Below are 15,306 nucleotides of genomic sequence, written 5' to 3'. Positions count from 1 at the left end.
TAACGCGCCGCCGGAGGGGGTGTCAGAAGCGGACCCGCCCGCGCCCGGAGCCGGACCCGCCCGCACGAGGAAAACCGGCCCCGCCCCCGCGCGGAACCCGGCCCGACGGGCCCGCACATGGCCCCGGAACTGCACAGGCCACTCCTTCGGGGAGTCGGGCGGCGCGTTGGGCACCCTCCCCGCACGCCCTGAAAACGCGTCCAGTAGGGTTTGGTCCGCATAAACATCCACACCCCCGCCCGCGTCAGGGCCGGCGGCCGACCAGGAGACGGCGGCAGCCGGCCGCGCGGGCGAGACTCTCGGGAAGGCGCTACGTGAGTCCCAACGGCTCCGACCGCTCGTCGCGGCGCCCGATGCGGCGGAAGCTGCCGCAGGTGCTGACTGCGGGCCTGATCCTCGCGACCTCCACGGGTTGCACATACAAGGACTTCCCCCGCCTTGGAATGCCCACCCCAGTGACGGAGGAGGCTCCCCGGATCCTCTCCCTCTGGCAGGGCTCGTGGGCGGCAGCGCTCATCACGGGCGTACTGGTATGGGGCCTGATCCTGTGGAGCGTCATCTTCCACCGGCGCAGCCGCAGCAAGGTGGAAGTTCCTCCGCAGACCCGGTACAACATGCCCATCGAGGCGCTGTACACCGTGGTCCCGCTCATCATCGTGTCGGTGCTCTTCTACTTCACCGCACGGGACGAGTCGAAGCTCCTCAGCCTTTCCGCGAAGCCGGCCCACACGATCAACGTGGTCGGCTACCAGTGGAGCTGGGGCTTCAACTACATCGAGAACGTGGACGGCAACGCCGCCACGGGCAATGAGATCCCCAAGGAACTCGACGCCATCCCCAAGCGGTTCACGGATGCGTTCCCCAAGGGTGCGGAGGGCGTCTACGACTACGGCGTCCCGGGCACGCGGAACCCGCAGACCAACAACCCGGGTCCGACGCTGTGGCTGCCCAAGGGCGAGAAGGTCCGGTTCATCCTGACCTCGCGCGATGTCATCCACTCCTTCTGGGTGGTGCCGTTCCTGATGAAGCAGGACGTCATCCCGGGGCACACCAACTCCTTCGAGGTCACCCCGAACCAGGAGGGCACCTTCCTCGGTAAGTGCGCCGAGCTCTGCGGTGTCGACCACTCGCGGATGCTCTTCAACGTCAAGGTGGTCTCCCCGGAGCGCTACCAGAAGCACCTGGAAGAGCTGGCCAAGAAGGGCCAGAACGGCTACATCCCGTCGGGCATCGCGCAGACGGATCCGGCCAGGAATGCGGAGACGAACAAACTGTGAGCATCCTCAACGAACCCCAGGGTGCCGCCGCAGCAGCAGAGGACTCGTACGAGAACGAGCTGCCGGTACGGCGCAAACAGCCGGGCAACGTCGTTGTGAAGTGGTTGACGACCACTGATCACAAGACGATCGGCACGATGTATCTGATCACGTCGTTCGCGTTCTTCTGCATCGGCGGGGTGATGGCGCTCTTCATGCGCGCCGAGCTGGCCCGCCCGGGTACGCAGATCATGTCGAACGAGCAGTTCAACCAGGCGTTCACGATGCATGGCACGATCATGCTGCTGATGTTCGCGACGCCGTTGTTCGCGGGTTTCGCGAACTGGATCATGCCGCTGCAGATCGGGGCGCCGGATGTGGCGTTCCCGCGGCTGAACATGTTCGCCTACTGGCTGTACCTCTTCGGTTCGCTGATCGCGGTGAGTGGTTTCATCACCCCGCAGGGCGCGGCGGACTTCGGGTGGTTCGCGTACTCGCCGCTGTCGGACGCGGTCCGTTCGCCGGGTATCGGCGCGGACCTGTGGATCATGGGGCTGGCGTTCTCCGGGTTCGGGACGATTCTCGGGTCGGTCAACTTCATCACCACGATCATCTGCATGCGGGCGCCGGGAATGACGATGTTCCGGATGCCGATCTTCACCTGGAACGTGCTGCTGACCGGTGTGCTGGTCCTGCTGGCCTTCCCGGTGCTGGCGGCCGCGCTGTTCGCCCTGGAGGCGGACCGTAAGTTCGGCGCGCACGTCTTCGACGCGGCCAACGGCGGGGCGCTGCTGTGGCAGCACCTCTTCTGGTTCTTCGGCCATCCCGAGGTGTACATCATCGCCTTGCCGTTCTTCGGGATCGTCTCGGAAATCATTCCGGTCTTCTCGCGGAAGCCGATGTTCGGTTACATCGGTCTGGTGGCGGCGACGATCTCGATCGCGGGTCTGTCGGTCACGGTGTGGGCGCACCACATGTATGTGACGGGCGGGGTGCTCCTGCCGTTCTTCTCGTTCATGACGTTCCTGATCGCGGTGCCCACCGGTGTGAAGTTCTTCAACTGGATCGGCACGATGTGGAAGGGCTCACTGTCCTTCGAGACGCCGATGCTGTGGACGATCGGGTTCCTGGTGACGTTCCTCTTCGGCGGACTCACCGGCGTCATCCTGGCGTCGCCCCCGATGGACTTCCACGTGTCGGACTCCTACTTCGTGGTGGCGCACTTCCACTACGTGGTGTTCGGGACGGTCGTGTTCGCGATGTTCGCCGGCTTCCACTTCTGGTGGCCGAAGTTCACCGGGAAGATGCTGGACGAGCGGCTCGGGAAGATCACTTTCTGGACGCTGTTCATCGGCTTCCACGGCACCTTCCTCGTCCAGCACTGGCTGGGTGCCGAAGGTATGCCGCGCCGTTACGCGGACTATCTCGCGTCCGACGGTTTCACCGCACTGAACACCATTTCCACGATCAGCTCGTTCGTGCTCGGTCTGTCGGTCCTGCCGTTCTTCTACAACGTGTGGAAGACCGCCAAGTACGGCAAGAAGATCGAGGTCGATGACCCGTGGGGCTACGGTCGTTCACTCGAATGGGCGACTTCCTGCCCGCCGCCGCGGCACAATTTCCTCACGCTGCCGCGGATCCGTTCGGAATCCCCCGCGTTCGATCTGCACCACCCCGAGATCGCCGCACTCGACCAGCTGGAGAACGCCGGCCACGGGGCCGCGGCCGGTGCCCTCGCCGGTGGCAAGGAGGCCGGCAAGTGAAGATCCAAGGCAGGATGTTCATCTGGCTGAGCGTCTTCATCCTCGCCGTGGCCATCGTGTACGGCGTGTGGTCGAAGGAGCCGGTCGGTACGACGGCGCTGTTCCTGGCCTTCGGCCTGAGCGTGATGATCGGCTTCTACCTGGCCTTCACGGCCCGGCGGATGGACGCGCTCGCGCAGGACAACAAGGAGGCCGACGTCGCGGACGAGGCCGGTGAGGTGGGGTTCTTCGCCCCGCACAGCTGGCAGCCGTTCTCGCTCGCCATCGGCGGCGCGCTCGCCTTCCTGGGCGTCGCCATCGGCTGGTGGCTGCTGTACTTCTCGCTGCCGCTGATCCTGGTCGGCCTGTGGGGCTGGGTCTTCGAGTTCTACCGCGGTGAGAACCAGAACCAGTAGCAGCAGTACCTACCGCGGACCCCGGGGGGCCCGGTCATTCCTACCAGGAGTGACCGGGCCCCCCGTTTGCATCACTCGTCGCGCTGCCGGCGGAGAATCTTCTTACCGTGTGCTCATGAACCACACGCCACGCTTGCGCGCCGTCCTGAGCTGCACCGTACTGGTCGTGTCCCTCGGGGCGTGCGCGACCGCGTGCGGCGGTCCCGAGACCCACCCGCTCTCCAACAAGCCGTACGACGCCGATGGGCAGATCGTCTTCAGCGTCGCCGCGGGCGGCAAGAAGGTGAACCCCGACAAGCCGCTCGAAGTGGTCTCCAAGAGCCGCGACGGCCGGATCACGGACGTCACGGCGGTCGACGCGGGCGGCCACTACCTGGCGGGCGAACTCACCGCCGACGGAATGCGCTGGCGCTCCACGGCCCCGCTGGCCGCCGGTGCCCGCTACACGGTCCGGGTCGCCACGGAGAACGAGGAGGGCAAGCCCGGCTCCCGGGCGCTCACCTTCCAGACCGCCAAGCCGAAGAAGACCCTGGAGGTCGAGTTCGGCCCCGACGCGGGCACGTACGGCGTCGGCCAGCCGATCACCGCCACGCTCAGCGAGCCCGTCAAGTCCAAGGCGGCCAGAGCCATTGTGGAGCGCTCCCTGAAGGTACGCTCCACGCCCGCCGCGGACGGCGGCACCTGGCACTGGGTGGACGACGAGACGATGCACTTCCGGCCCAAGGAGTACTGGCCCGCGCACAGCAAGATCACCGCCGTCAGCAACCTCGAAGGGGTGAAGATCTCGGACAAGCTGTACGGAAAGGCCACCAAGCCGCTGAAGCTCACCATCGGCGACAAGATCGAGGCCATCACCGACGCCTCGGCGCACTCCATGACGATCTACCGCAACGGCGAGGAGATCAACACCATCCCGGTGACCACCGGCAAGCCGGGCTTCTCCACCCGTAACGGCATCAAGGTCGTGCTCGGCAAGGAGTACTTCGTCCGCATGCGCGGCTCCACCGTCGGCATCGGCGGCGGCGAGGGGTACGACCTGCCGGTCTACTGGGCGACCCGGGTGACCTGGAGCGGTGAGTACGTGCACGCCGCCCCGTGGTCCGTGGGCTCCCAGGGCGCGGCGAACGTCAGCCACGGCTGCACCGGCATGTCCACCGGCAACGCCGCCTGGTTCTTCGAGACCATCAATGAGGGCGACATCGTCCAGGTCATCAACAGCGCCGGTGACTACATGGAGGACTTCGGCAACGGCTACGGCGACTGGAACGTGGACTGGAAGGACTGGCGCAAGGGCAGCGTCCTCCAGGCCGGCACCAGAGAGGGCAGCTCGCCCGCCGACCCGGCGCGGCTGCGCCCGGCGATCTGAGCCCCGTGCACGGGCCCGGGACGGCGGCGGCCGGGGTGTGAGGCACCCCGGCCGCCGTTACGCCCGTACGAACGCTACGTCCGCCTGTACGCCCGTACGTACGGGCGTACACGTCCGCCCGTTACGGGAAACCGCTCGTCAGGCGTCCACGGCGAGCCGGGAGCGCAGCAGCGAGGCCAGGGCGTCCGCGAAGCCGACCGGCTCGACCGGCAGCGTCACCGCGGCGTCCGCGCGGCTCCAGGTGGCCAGCCAGGCGTCCTGCGGGCGGCCGATCAGCAGCAGCACGGGCGGGCAGTTGAAGATCTCGTCCTTGATCTGCCGGGAGACGCCCATGCCGCCCGCGGGGGCCGTCTCGCCGTCCAGGACGCAGACGTCGATCCCGCCGCGGTCCAGCCGTTCGAGCACCGCGGGCAGGGTCGCGCACTCCACGAACTCGACCGGTGGGACATCGGCGGCCGGCCGCCGGCCCGCCGCCAGCCTGACCTGCTCGCGGGTGTTCGCGTCGTCGCTGTAGACCAGCACGGTGGCGGTCGGCTGCATTGTTCCTCCGTGACATCGGTGTCTGCGGGGGCTCCAGGGCTCCACGGCCCTGAACCGATGCGCGGATCGTACTCCGTCGGACACCGTGTCAGCACGGGTAAGGACAGGCCTTCGCCGGTCCGTTCGAGCTGGACACAGCCCATGGACACACCGAACGGCACCCCGGGAGTCAGCGCGAGATAAGCGACCGACATAATGTCGGTCGTGGCGACAGCAACGACAGTAGAAACCGGGCACGCGCACCCGTCGGTCAATCGGCCGAACCTCACCAGTGTCGGAACCATCATTTGGCTGAGTTCCGAGCTGATGTTCTTCGCGGCCCTCTTCGCGATGTACTTCACCCTGCGATCGGTGATGGGGGCGGATTACTGGAAGGAAATGGCTCATGCCCTGAACGTCCCGTTCTCGGCGACGAACACCACGATCCTGGTGCTCTCCTCCCTCACCTGCCAGCTCGGCGTCTTCGCCGCCGAGCGCGGTGACGTGAAGAAGCTCCGTACGTGGTTCGTGGTCACGTTCGTGATGGGTGCGATCTTCATCGGCGGCCAGGTCTTCGAGTACACCGAGCTGGTCAAGTTGGACGGCATCTCGCTCTCCTCCGACCCGTACGGCTCGGTGTTCTACCTGACCACCGGCTTCCACGGTCTGCACGTGACGGGGGGTCTGATCGCGTTCCTGTTCGTCCTGGGCAGGACGTACGCGGCCAAGAGATTCACCCACGAGCAGGCGACCGCCGCCATCGTCGTGTCCTATTACTGGCACTTTGTCGATGTCGTCTGGATCGGCCTTTTTGCCACGATCTACTTGATCAAGTAGCCGGACGCCGCGCCCGACGCGCGCCGCCCGACAGACACAGTCCAGAAGCACCGACGCAGAAGATCCTGACACCGGGGTAATCCGTGAAAAAGCTCTCCGCACGACGACGCCATCCGCTGGCGGCGGTCGTCGTCCTACTCTTCGCGCTGGCGGCCACCGGGGGGCTGTACGCCGCGTTCGCGCCCGCGAGCAAGGCACAGGCTGACGAGACCGCCCAGTCCCTCGCCATCGAGGAGGGCAAGAAGCTCTACACCGTGGGCTGCGCAAGCTGCCACGGAGTCGGCGGTCAGGGGACCTCTGACGGCCCGAGCCTGGTCGGCGTCGGCTCCGCCGCCGTGGACTTCCAGGTCGGCACCGGCCGCATGCCGGCCCAGCAGCCCGGCGCGCAGGTACCGAAGAAGAAGGTCATCTACGACCAGAAGCAGATCGACCAGCTCGCCGCGTACGTCGCGTCCCTCGGTGCCGGCCCGATCACGCCGACCGAGAACCAGTACAGCCCCGACGGTGCCGACATCGGCAAGGGTGGCGAACTGTTCCGCACCAACTGCGCCCAGTGCCACAACTTCACCGGTGAAGGTGGCGCGCTGACCCACGGCAAGTCCGCACCGAGCCTTGAGGGTGTGGATCCGAAGCACATCTACGAGGCCATGCAGACCGGCCCGCAGAACATGCCGTCCTTCCCCGACTCCTCGATGCCGGAGCAGCAGAAGAAGGACATCATCGCGTACGTCAAGGCGGTGAACGGGGATGAGACCGTCAGCCCCGGCGGCCTCTCCCTCGGCGGCCTCGGCCCCGTCAGCGAGGGGCTGTTCGCCTGGATCTTCGGACTGGGCGCATTGATCGCCGTTGCCGTCTGGGTCGCGGCCCACACCGCTAAGGCCAAGAAGTCATGAGTAGCCAAGAGAATTCAGTAGAAGAGACCCTGCCGAGCGGCCACGCCGCCGCGCACGGCGAGGTGGCGCGCGCCGACGATCCGTTCGCGGATCCGGGGCTGCCGGCCCACAAGCCGCGTATCCAGGACATCGACGAGCGGGCGGCCAAGCGGTCCGAGCGCACCGTCGCCGGCCTGTTCCTGCTGTCGATGCTGGCGACGGTCGCGTTCATCGCCTCGTTCGTCGCCTTCCCGGTCGACAAGAGCGTCTTCATCTTCCCGTTCGGGCACGTCAGCATCCTGCACTTCTCGCTGGGTGTGACCCTCGGTGTCGCCCTGTTCGCCATCGGCGCCGGCGCGGTCCACTGGGCCCGCACGCTGATGTCGGACGTGGAGATCGCCGACGACCGGCACCCGATCGAGGCGCCGCCCGAGGTCAAGGCGAAGGTCCTGGAGGACTTCGCCGCGGGTGCGGCCGAGTCGGGCTTCGGCCGGCGCAAGCTGATCCGTAACACGATGTTCGGCGCGCTGGCCCTCGTACCGCTCTCCGGCGTCGTGCTCCTGCGCGACCTCGGTCCGCTGCCCGAGAAGAAGCTCCGCTCGACGCTGTGGGCCAAGGGCAAGCAGCTCATCAACATGAACACGATGGAGCCGCTGCGTCCCGAGGACGTCGTCACGGGCTCGCTGACCTTCGCCATGCCCGAGGGCCTGGAGCAGCACAGCGAGGAGTTCCAGAAGGAGATCGCCAAGGCCGCCCTGATGATCGTCCGGATCCAGCCGGACGAGATCAAGGACAAGCAGGAACTGGACTGGTCCCACGAGGGGATCGTGGCGTTCTCGAAGATCTGCACCCACGTCGGGTGCCCGATCAGCCTGTACGAGCAGCAGACGCATCACGTGCTCTGCCCGTGCCACCAGTCCACCTTCGACCTCTCCGACGGCGCACGCGTCATCTTCGGCCCCGCCGGTCACGCCCTGCCGCAGTTGCACATCGGCGTGAACGCGGAGGGCAACCTTGAGGCACTCGGCGACTTCGCCGAGCCCGTCGGCCCGGCCTTCTGGGAGCGCGGATGAGTACCACGACGACCACTGCCACGACGGACGACAAGGCCCGTAAAGCGCCCGCGGGCGAGCGGGTGGCCGACTGGGCGGACGGCCGGCTGGGCATCTACAGCCTGGCCAAGGCCAACATGCGGAAGATCTTCCCGGACCACTGGTCCTTCATGCTCGGGGAGATCTGCCTCTACAGCTTCATCATCATCATCCTCACGGGTGTGTATCTGACGCTGTTCTTCCACCCGTCGATGAACGAGGTGGAGTACCACGGCGGTTACGTCCCGCTCCAGGGCGTGATGATGTCGGAGGCGTTCGCCTCCACGCTGGACATCAGCTTCGACGTCCGCGGCGGTCTGCTCATCCGGCAGATCCACCACTGGGCGGCGCTGATCTTCCTCGCGGCCATGCTGGTCCACATGATGCGCGTCTTCTTCACGGGCGCCTTCCGCAAGCCGCGCGAGGTCAACTGGCTGTTCGGCTTCCTGCTCTTCGTCCTGGGCATGTTCACCGGGTTCACCGGCTACTCGCTCCCGGACGACCTGCTCTCCGGTACCGGTGTGCGGTTCATGCAGGGCGCGGTCCTGTCGGTGCCGGTCGTCGGAACGTACCTGTCGATGTTCCTGTTCGGCGGCGAGTTCCCCGGCGGCGACTTCGTGGCCCGGTTCTACTCGGTCCACATCCTGCTGCTGCCCGGCATCATGCTGGGCCTGGTCGTGGCCCACCTGATCCTGGTCTTCTACCACAAGCACACGCAGTTCGCGGGCCCCGGCAAGACGAACACCAACGTCGTCGGCATGCCGCTGCTGCCGGTCTACATGGCCAAGGCCGGAGGCTTCTTCTTCCTGGTCTTCGGGGTCATCGCGATCGTCTCGGCCATCGCCACGATCAACCCGATCTGGGCCCTCGGCCCGTACCGGCCCGACCAGGTCTCCACCGGCGCCCAGCCCGACTGGTACATGGGCTTCTCCGAAGGTCTCATCCGTGTGATGCCGGGCTGGGAGATCAACGCGTGGGGACACACGCTCGTCCTGGGTGTCTTCATCCCGCTGATCATCTTCCCGCTGGTGCTGGTCGCGATCGCGGTCTACCCGTTCGTCGAGTCCTGGGTCACCGGGGACAAGCGGGAGCACCACATCCTGGACCGCCCGCGCAACGCCCCGACGCGTACCGCGTTCGGTGTGGCCTGGCTGACCTGGTACTTCATCCTGCTGGTCGGCGGCGGGAACGACCTGTGGGCGACGCACTTCCATCTGTCGATCAACGCGATCACCTGGTTCGTCCGGATCGCCTTCTTCGTCGGACCGGTCATCGCCTTCATCGCCACCAAGCGGATCTGCATCGGTCTCCAGCGGCGCGACGCCGAGAAGGTGCTGCACGGCCGCGAGTCCGGTGTCATCAAGCGGCTGCCGCACGGTGAGTTCATCGAGGTCCACACCCCGCTGGACCAGGGTGACCTGCACAAGCTGACCGCGCACGAGCAGTACGAGCCCGCCGAGCTGGGCCCCGAGACCGACGAGAACGGGGTACGCCGCAAGGTGTCGCCCGTCGAGAAGCTCAGGGTCAAGCTGAGCAAGGGCTACTACGGCGAGAACAACCAGCTCCCCAAGCCCACCGCGGAGGAGTACAAGGAGATCACCAGCGGCCACGGCCACCACTGATCGCCCGGCCTGACACAGGTCGCCACCACCGAGGGCCCCGGCCCGGTCTCCCCAGGGAGCCGGCCGGGGCCCTCGGCGTGCCACCCGCGGTGTCCTACGCGCCCGCGCGTCCGCGTCCGCAGTACGGGCACTCTTCCACCAGGGCCCGGGTCCGCCGATAGGCTTGCGGCCGGGCCGTACGCCGTCACACCGTACGAGGCCCACGCAGCCGTCCCAGACACCCAGGAGCGAGCATGAGCGCTGTTACCCCTGTCGGAGGCGACACCGTGGCGGCCCGCACCTGGCCGGGCGTGCTGAACCCCCTGCTGCGCGGCGAGAACCTGACCACCGACGACACGGCGTGGGCCATGGACCGCATCATGGGCGGCGAGGCCACCGACGCGCAGATCGCCGGCTTCGCGGTCGCGCTGCGGGCGAAGGGCGAGACCGTCGAGGAGGTCTCGGGGCTGGTCCGCGCCATGTACACGCACGCCCACACCATCGAGGTGCCCGGCCGTACGGTCGACATCGTGGGCACCGGCGGCGATCTCGCCAAGACCGTCAACATCTCCACCATGTCCGCGATCGTCGTGGCGGGCACGGGCGCCAAGGTCGTCAAGCACGGCAACCGCGCCTCGTCCTCCGCGAGCGGTGCCTCGGACGTACTGGAGAAGCTCGGCGTCAATCTGGAGCTGACGCCGGAGCGGGTCGCCGAGGTCGCGGAGGAGGCTGGCATCACGTTCTGCTTCGCGGTCAAGTTCCACCCGGCGCTGCGGTACGCGGCCAAGGCGCGCAAGGAGCTGGGCGCGCAGACCACCTTCAACATCCTCGGCCCGCTCACCAACCCGGCCCGGGTCAGAGCCCAGGCGGTGGGCGTGGCGGATGTCCGGATGGCGCCCATCGTCGCGGGGGTCCTCGCCGAGCGGGGCAACTCGTCGCTGGTCTTCCGCGGTGACGACGGGCTCGACGAGCTGACCACCACCGCGACCTCCCGGGTGTGGACCGTGCGGGACGGCAAGGTGACCGAGCAGCCCTTCGACCCGCGCGACGTCGGCCTGGACCTGGTCCCGGTGGAGGCGCTGCGCGGCGCGGACGCCTCGTACAACGCCGATGTCGCGCGCCGGCTGCTGGCGGGCGAGACCGGTCCCGTACGGGACGCGGTGCTGCTCAACTCGGCGGCGGCGCTGGTGGCGCTGGACCTGACGGGCGAGCCGCTGGAGAGCCAGCTCGCGGCGGGGATCGCGCGCGCCGCGGAGGCGATCGACTCGGGCGCGGCGCGGGACGCGCTGGCCCGCTGGGTGGCGGCCAGCAACGCCTGACCGGGCGCCGGGGAGGGGCCGGGACGCGGAGCGCGCGTCCCGGCCCCCCTTTCTGACCCTGAGCGTGCCCGTCCCGTATCGCGGACAGCACTTGGGGGGTCCGTGCCGCCGTGCGATACTTTCGGCCAAGGTCATGAGTGACAGCGATTAAGGCCCCGGCTCGCTGTCCGGCAACCCTCCGTCCGTGGCGGGGTGCCCCGGGTGAAGACCAGGCCGTGGGCAGCGAGGTCCGCGGCAAGCGCGGACCCCTTCTCACCTTTGGGGTCCTGGTCCTCAAGGGAGCAGTCTCGTGAGCAAGCGAATGCGTTAGGGCTCTTACGCCCCTTCTTCAACACGCCTCCGTACGGTCTCCTCCGTGCGTCGAGGCAACATCCGCATCTGGCGCCACCTCTGTCATGCCGTCATGCTGTGACGGCGCCGTGTGGGTCCTTGAAGCTGTTCCGACTCTTCTCGCCGGGAGACAACGCCATGTCCGCACGCCCCAACGCCTCCTTCTCCGCTGCCACCACCTCCACCACCGCCTCCGCCGGGTCCGAGGACCCCGCCTGTGGAGCACCGCTTCCGGTGCTCGGCCGCGATGTGACCGTCCCGCTCGTCACCGGCGGCGAGGTCACGTACGCGGCCCTCGACTACGCCGCCAGCGCCCCGGCCCTCCAGCGGGTGTGGGACGACGTCGCCGCCTACGCCCCGTACTACGGAAGCGTCCACCGCGGCGCCGGCTACCTCTCGCAGCTCTCCACCGACCTCTTCGAGAACAGCCGCCGCACCGTCGCGGAGTTCCTCGGCTGCCGCGCCGACGACCAGGTGGTCTTCACCCGCTCGACCACCGACTCCCTCAACCTGCTGGCGGCCGCGCTGCCGGCCGGCTGCCAGGTCTTCGTCTTCGAGACCGAGCACCACGCCTCCCTGCTGCCCTGGCGTGACGCCCGGGTCACCTACCTCAACGCCCCGCGCACCCCGGCGGAGGCCGTCGCGACCCTGGAGCGGGCGCTGGCCGAGCGCGACCCGGGCGCCCCGGCGCTGGTCTGCGTGACGGGCGCGTCCAATGTGACCGGTGAGCTGTGGCCCGTACGGGAGCTGACCGCCGCCGCGCACGCCCACGGCGCCCGGATCGTCCTCGACGCCGCGCAGCTCGTCCCGCACCAGGCCGTGGACATCGCGGAGCTGGGCGTCGACTGGGTCGCCTTCTCCGGCCACAAGCTGTACGCGCCGTTCGGCTCCGGGGTCCTCGCGGGCCGCGCCGACTGGCTCCAGGACGCCGAGCCGTATCTCGCGGGCGGCGGCGCCAGCCGCAAGGTGGCGCGCCGCGCCGACGGCGGGGTGGACGTCGACTGGCACGCCACGGCCGCCCGCCACGAGGCCGGCTCGCCCAATGTCATCGGCGTCTACGCGATCGCCTCCGCCTGCCAGGCGCTCACCGAGGCGGGGTTCGACGCGCTGGCCGAGCGGGAGCAGCGGCTGGTCGCCGAGGTGCGCGCGGGACTGGCGACGGTGCCCGAGGTCCAGGTGCTCTCGCTCTTCGGCGACGACGCGCCGCGGGTCGGCGTCCTGTCGTTCGTGGTGGAGGGGTGGAACAGCTCGCACTTCGCCGCCGCGCTCTCCGCCGAGTACGGCATCGGCGTACGGGACGGTCTGTTCTGCGCGCACCCGCTGGTCAGGACGCTGCTGGGCAGCGACCCGCAGGACCCGGGGGAGTGCGGCGCCCCGGAGGCCGAGCCGGGCGAGCGCTCGCTCAACGCGATCCGGGTCAGCTTCGGCGCGGGGACGCCGGACGAGCACGTGGAGCGCTTCGTGCGCGCGGTACGGGAGCTGGTGAGCGACGGCGCGCGGTGGAACTACCGTACGGAGGAAGGCCGTTGCGTCCCGGACCGGGACGGCGCCGCCGCGTAGCCCCGTACGAAGCCTGCTTGAGAGGCGGTCTACGCGTCGAGTCCGATCGCGAAGGCCGCCTCCAGGTCGTGCTGGGAGTACGTACGGAACGCGACGTGCGTGTCCGTGGCCTCGACGCCGGCGATCTTGCTGATCCGGCCGGGGATCACATCCGCCAGGTCGTCGTGTTTGGCGACCCGGACCATGGCGATCAGGTCGTACTGCCCGGTCACCGAGAAGACCTCGCTGACGCTGTCCAGGGCGGAGATCGCCTCGGCGATCTCGGGGATACGGTCCACGCTGGTCTTGATGAGCACGATCGCGGTGATCACGGTTGGCGTTCTCCCTCGGTGGCCGCCGGCTGGGCCCCTCACTCTATCGGTACGCCCGTACCGCACCCAGGCGAGGAGAATGCCCGCTTCGAAGCCCGCGGCGGCGGGGGAGAGCCATGAGGCCGTAGGGTTGCCGGGTGCCGTCCGCGGTTCGACGCCGCATCGCGGGGCACCGCTTAGGGACGATGGAAAAGAAGAGCAAGGGGACGCCAACGATGGCAGCACTTCCGACGGTTCCGCAGCCCACGGCCTCCACCCGGTGGCGCTGTACCTTGTGCGGCAATCTGACCAGGTTCGATGTGACGCGCTCGTCCAAGGTCGTCGAGTACGTCCATCTGGACCTGGCCGGGGAGCCGACGGTCGAGGAGCGTGAGGTGGTCAGTGAGACCATCGAGTCGGTGCGCTGCCGCTGGTGCAACGCCGTGGATCAGATCGAGCTGGTGGACAGGCCGGGTGCCGGTTCCTGAGGGAGCCGCCCGTAAGGGGTGGATGGGGTGACGGATCGTGGAGCAGCCCGCGAGCGGTGCTGAGCCGGCCGGTGCGGCCGGCGGTGACGCCGCGGAGGCGCTCGACCGCCCGCTCCCCGACGGCGTACGACGCAGGGTCGTCGCGCTCGTCTCGGACGCCTTCGGCGGGCTGACCGTCACCGAGCTGCCCGCCCAGCTGCGGCAGTACGCGCGCTTCACTCCGAACAGGCGTGCGAAATTCGCGGGTAACGCGATGGCTGCCGCGCTGGAGAGCGACCCCCTGTTCCGGCAGCGCATCGGCGAGCGGATCGGCCAGGCCCAGCCGGAGCTGGCCGCCGCCCTGGAGTCCGGGTCGCCCCCCGCCGCCGCGGACCCCGTCGACGTGGCCGCCGCCGCATATGTGCTCAGACCGCCCGGATGGGTGAAACTGGTCGCCGCCGCCGGTGAGGAGGCGCAGCGCGCCGATGCCGAGCGGGCCGGTGAGGAGACCCGGCGTGAGCTGGAGCGGCTGCGCGCGGAGCTGTCCGCGGCCAGGTCGCAGACGAAGAGCGAGACGGAGCGGCTGCGCACGGAGCTGGACGCCGCGCGCAAGGAGGCCGAGGCGCTCCACCGTAAACTGCGCAGCGCGCTCAGCGATGTGAAGCGCGGCGACGCCGCCCTGCGCCGCGCGCACGCGGAGTCCGAGGCCCTCAGGACGGAGAGCGCGGCCCAGGTGTCGGCGGCGGAGAGCGAGACGCGCCGGATCAGGGCGCGGCTCGCGGAGGCGGAGTCCACCGTCGAGTCCAGCCGCCGGGCGGCGCGCGAGGGTCGCTCGGTCGAGGACATGCGGCTGCGGCTGCTGCTGGACACGGTGCTGGAGTCGGCGCAGGGACTGCGCCGCGAGCTGGCGCTGCCGCCCGCCGCCAGCCGGCCCGCCGACACGGTCGACGCGGTGGAGCCCGGCCGGATGTCACCCAAGGACGTGGCGGCCCGCGCGCTCTCCGACATGGATCCGGCACTGCTCGATCAGTTGCTCGCGCTGCCGCAGGCGCATCTGGTCGTGGACGGCTACAACGTGACCAAGACCGGTTATCCCACGATGCCGCTGGAGAAGCAGCGGCTGCGGCTGCTGGGCGGGCTCGCCATGCTCGCCGCGCAGACGGGCGCCGAGGTGACCTGTGTCTTCGACGGCGCGGAGCTGGCCGCGCCGGTGCTGCTCGCGCCGCCGCGCGGGGTGCGGGTGCTCTTCTCCAAGCCGGGGGTGACCGCGGACGAGCTGATCCGCCAGCTCGTCAGGGCGGAGCCGCCGGGCCGCCCCGTGGTGGTGGTCTCCACCGACCGTGAGGTCGCGGACGGGGTCGCGCGCGCCGGTGCCCGGCCCGTCGCCTCCGCCCTGCTGCTGAAGCGGCTTTCCCGCGTCTGAGGGGTGACCGGTCCGGTCGGGCGGCCTATGGTCAACTGTGGTGGTGAATGACCGAATTGGTCGGTGCTTGCGCGGGCATGATGTCAAATGTCTGCTACTGCATGTGTATTGCCGATCTGCTGTCTGTTGGCCTCTGTAAAGAATGTGCTTCGTGACGGAGTTTTTCCTTACAAGGATTTGAACTGATCACGAGGAGGTCACTAGGGTCATGCCTCGA

14 protein-coding genes and 1 riboswitch are annotated in these 15,306 nt (G+C 68.7%); of the genes, 12 read left to right on the top strand and 2 right to left on the bottom strand.

Translation table 11 applies throughout. The features are described from left to right. The first annotated feature begins 314 nt into the window (after window positions 1–314). The 4 genes from coxB (at window position 315) to ACFTZC_RS10610 (ending at window position 4,780) form a co-directional block, all read left to right on the top strand. Window positions 315–1,277, top strand: a complete 963-nt coding sequence (coxB, locus tag ACFTZC_RS10625) for a cytochrome c oxidase subunit II (protein ID WP_382888420.1) — start codon at window positions 315–317, stop codon at window positions 1,275–1,277. Then, window positions 1,274–3,019: a cytochrome c oxidase subunit I gene (gene ctaD / locus ACFTZC_RS10620; protein ID WP_382888418.1), complete on the top strand. Its 1,746-nt coding sequence runs from the start codon at window positions 1,274–1,276 to the stop codon at window positions 3,017–3,019. The genes coxB and ctaD overlap by 4 nt, the downstream gene beginning before the upstream one ends. Further along, window positions 3,016–3,414 carry a cytochrome c oxidase subunit 4 gene (locus ACFTZC_RS10615; protein WP_365806698.1) on the top strand — a complete coding sequence of 133 codons (399 nt, stop codon included), beginning with the start codon at window positions 3,016–3,018 and terminating at the stop codon, window positions 3,412–3,414. The genes ctaD and ACFTZC_RS10615 overlap by 4 nt, the downstream gene beginning before the upstream one ends. Window positions 3,415–3,529: 115 nt before the next feature. Next, on the top strand, window positions 3,530–4,780 hold the full coding sequence (locus tag ACFTZC_RS10610; protein ID WP_382888417.1) for an Ig-like domain-containing protein: 1,251 nt from the start codon (window positions 3,530–3,532) through the stop codon (window positions 4,778–4,780). Window positions 4,781–4,918: 138 nt separating this feature from the next. Here ACFTZC_RS10610 and ACFTZC_RS10605 read toward each other — a convergent pair whose 3' ends face one another. Next, the gene (locus ACFTZC_RS10605; RefSeq protein ID WP_382888416.1) at window positions 4,919–5,320 is read right to left on the bottom strand and encodes a hypothetical protein; all 402 of its coding nucleotides are present in this window, start codon (window positions 5,318–5,320) and stop codon (window positions 4,919–4,921) included. A 195-nt stretch (window positions 5,321–5,515) separates the two neighbouring features. Between ACFTZC_RS10605 and ACFTZC_RS10600 the strand changes: the two genes are divergently transcribed. The 6 genes from ACFTZC_RS10600 (at window position 5,516) to ACFTZC_RS10575 (ending at window position 12,909) form a co-directional block, all read left to right on the top strand. Further along, window positions 5,516–6,136, top strand: a complete 621-nt coding sequence (locus ACFTZC_RS10600) for a heme-copper oxidase subunit III (RefSeq protein WP_382888415.1) — start codon at window positions 5,516–5,518, stop codon at window positions 6,134–6,136. 83 nt (window positions 6,137–6,219) lie between these two features. Further along, window positions 6,220–7,029: a c-type cytochrome gene (locus tag ACFTZC_RS10595; RefSeq protein WP_382888414.1), complete on the top strand. Its 810-nt coding sequence runs from the start codon at window positions 6,220–6,222 to the stop codon at window positions 7,027–7,029. After that, a complete protein-coding gene (locus ACFTZC_RS10590) occupies window positions 7,026–8,081 on the top strand; it encodes a Rieske 2Fe-2S domain-containing protein (RefSeq protein ID WP_382888413.1) in 1,056 nt (351 codons plus the stop codon). The genes ACFTZC_RS10595 and ACFTZC_RS10590 overlap by 4 nt, the downstream gene beginning before the upstream one ends. Next, window positions 8,078–9,721, top strand: coding sequence for a cytochrome bc complex cytochrome b subunit (locus ACFTZC_RS10585; protein ID WP_382888412.1), 1,644 nt, complete (start codon window positions 8,078–8,080; stop codon window positions 9,719–9,721). The genes ACFTZC_RS10590 and ACFTZC_RS10585 overlap by 4 nt, the downstream gene beginning before the upstream one ends. 233 nt (window positions 9,722–9,954) lie before the next feature. Further along, a complete protein-coding gene (gene trpD, locus ACFTZC_RS10580) occupies window positions 9,955–11,019 on the top strand; it encodes an anthranilate phosphoribosyltransferase (protein ID WP_382888411.1) in 1,065 nt (354 codons plus the stop codon). A gap of 129 nt (window positions 11,020–11,148) precedes the next feature. Further along, window positions 11,149–11,266, top strand: a riboswitch (SAM riboswitch). A 221-nt stretch (window positions 11,267–11,487) separates the two neighbouring features. Further along, on the top strand, window positions 11,488–12,909 hold the full coding sequence (locus ACFTZC_RS10575) for an aminotransferase class V-fold PLP-dependent enzyme (protein WP_382888410.1): 1,422 nt from the start codon (window positions 11,488–11,490) through the stop codon (window positions 12,907–12,909). A gap of 29 nt (window positions 12,910–12,938) precedes the next feature. Here ACFTZC_RS10575 and ACFTZC_RS10570 read toward each other — a convergent pair whose 3' ends face one another. After that, on the bottom strand, window positions 12,939–13,220 hold the full coding sequence (locus ACFTZC_RS10570; RefSeq protein WP_382888409.1) for an Lrp/AsnC family transcriptional regulator: 282 nt from the start codon (window positions 13,218–13,220) through the stop codon (window positions 12,939–12,941). A gap of 215 nt (window positions 13,221–13,435) precedes the next feature. On the opposite strand from ACFTZC_RS10570, the gene ACFTZC_RS10565 reads away from it, so the two are divergent. Together ACFTZC_RS10565 and ACFTZC_RS10560 are read left to right on the top strand one after the other, a co-directional pair. Then, on the top strand, window positions 13,436–13,687 hold the full coding sequence (locus tag ACFTZC_RS10565) for a hypothetical protein (protein ID WP_365806682.1): 252 nt from the start codon (window positions 13,436–13,438) through the stop codon (window positions 13,685–13,687). A gap of 37 nt (window positions 13,688–13,724) precedes the next feature. After that, a complete protein-coding gene (locus ACFTZC_RS10560; protein ID WP_382888408.1) occupies window positions 13,725–15,089 on the top strand; it encodes an NYN domain-containing protein in 1,365 nt (454 codons plus the stop codon). Window positions 15,090–15,306 lie beyond the last annotated feature (217 nt).

This window comes from Streptomyces sp. NPDC056987, assembly GCF_042673865.1.
In the GTDB taxonomy this organism is placed as follows: domain Bacteria; phylum Actinomycetota; class Actinomycetes; order Streptomycetales; family Streptomycetaceae; genus Streptomyces.
The sequence above is the reverse complement of the archived record's forward strand: the minus strand, read 5'-3'. Positions and strand labels throughout refer to the sequence as shown.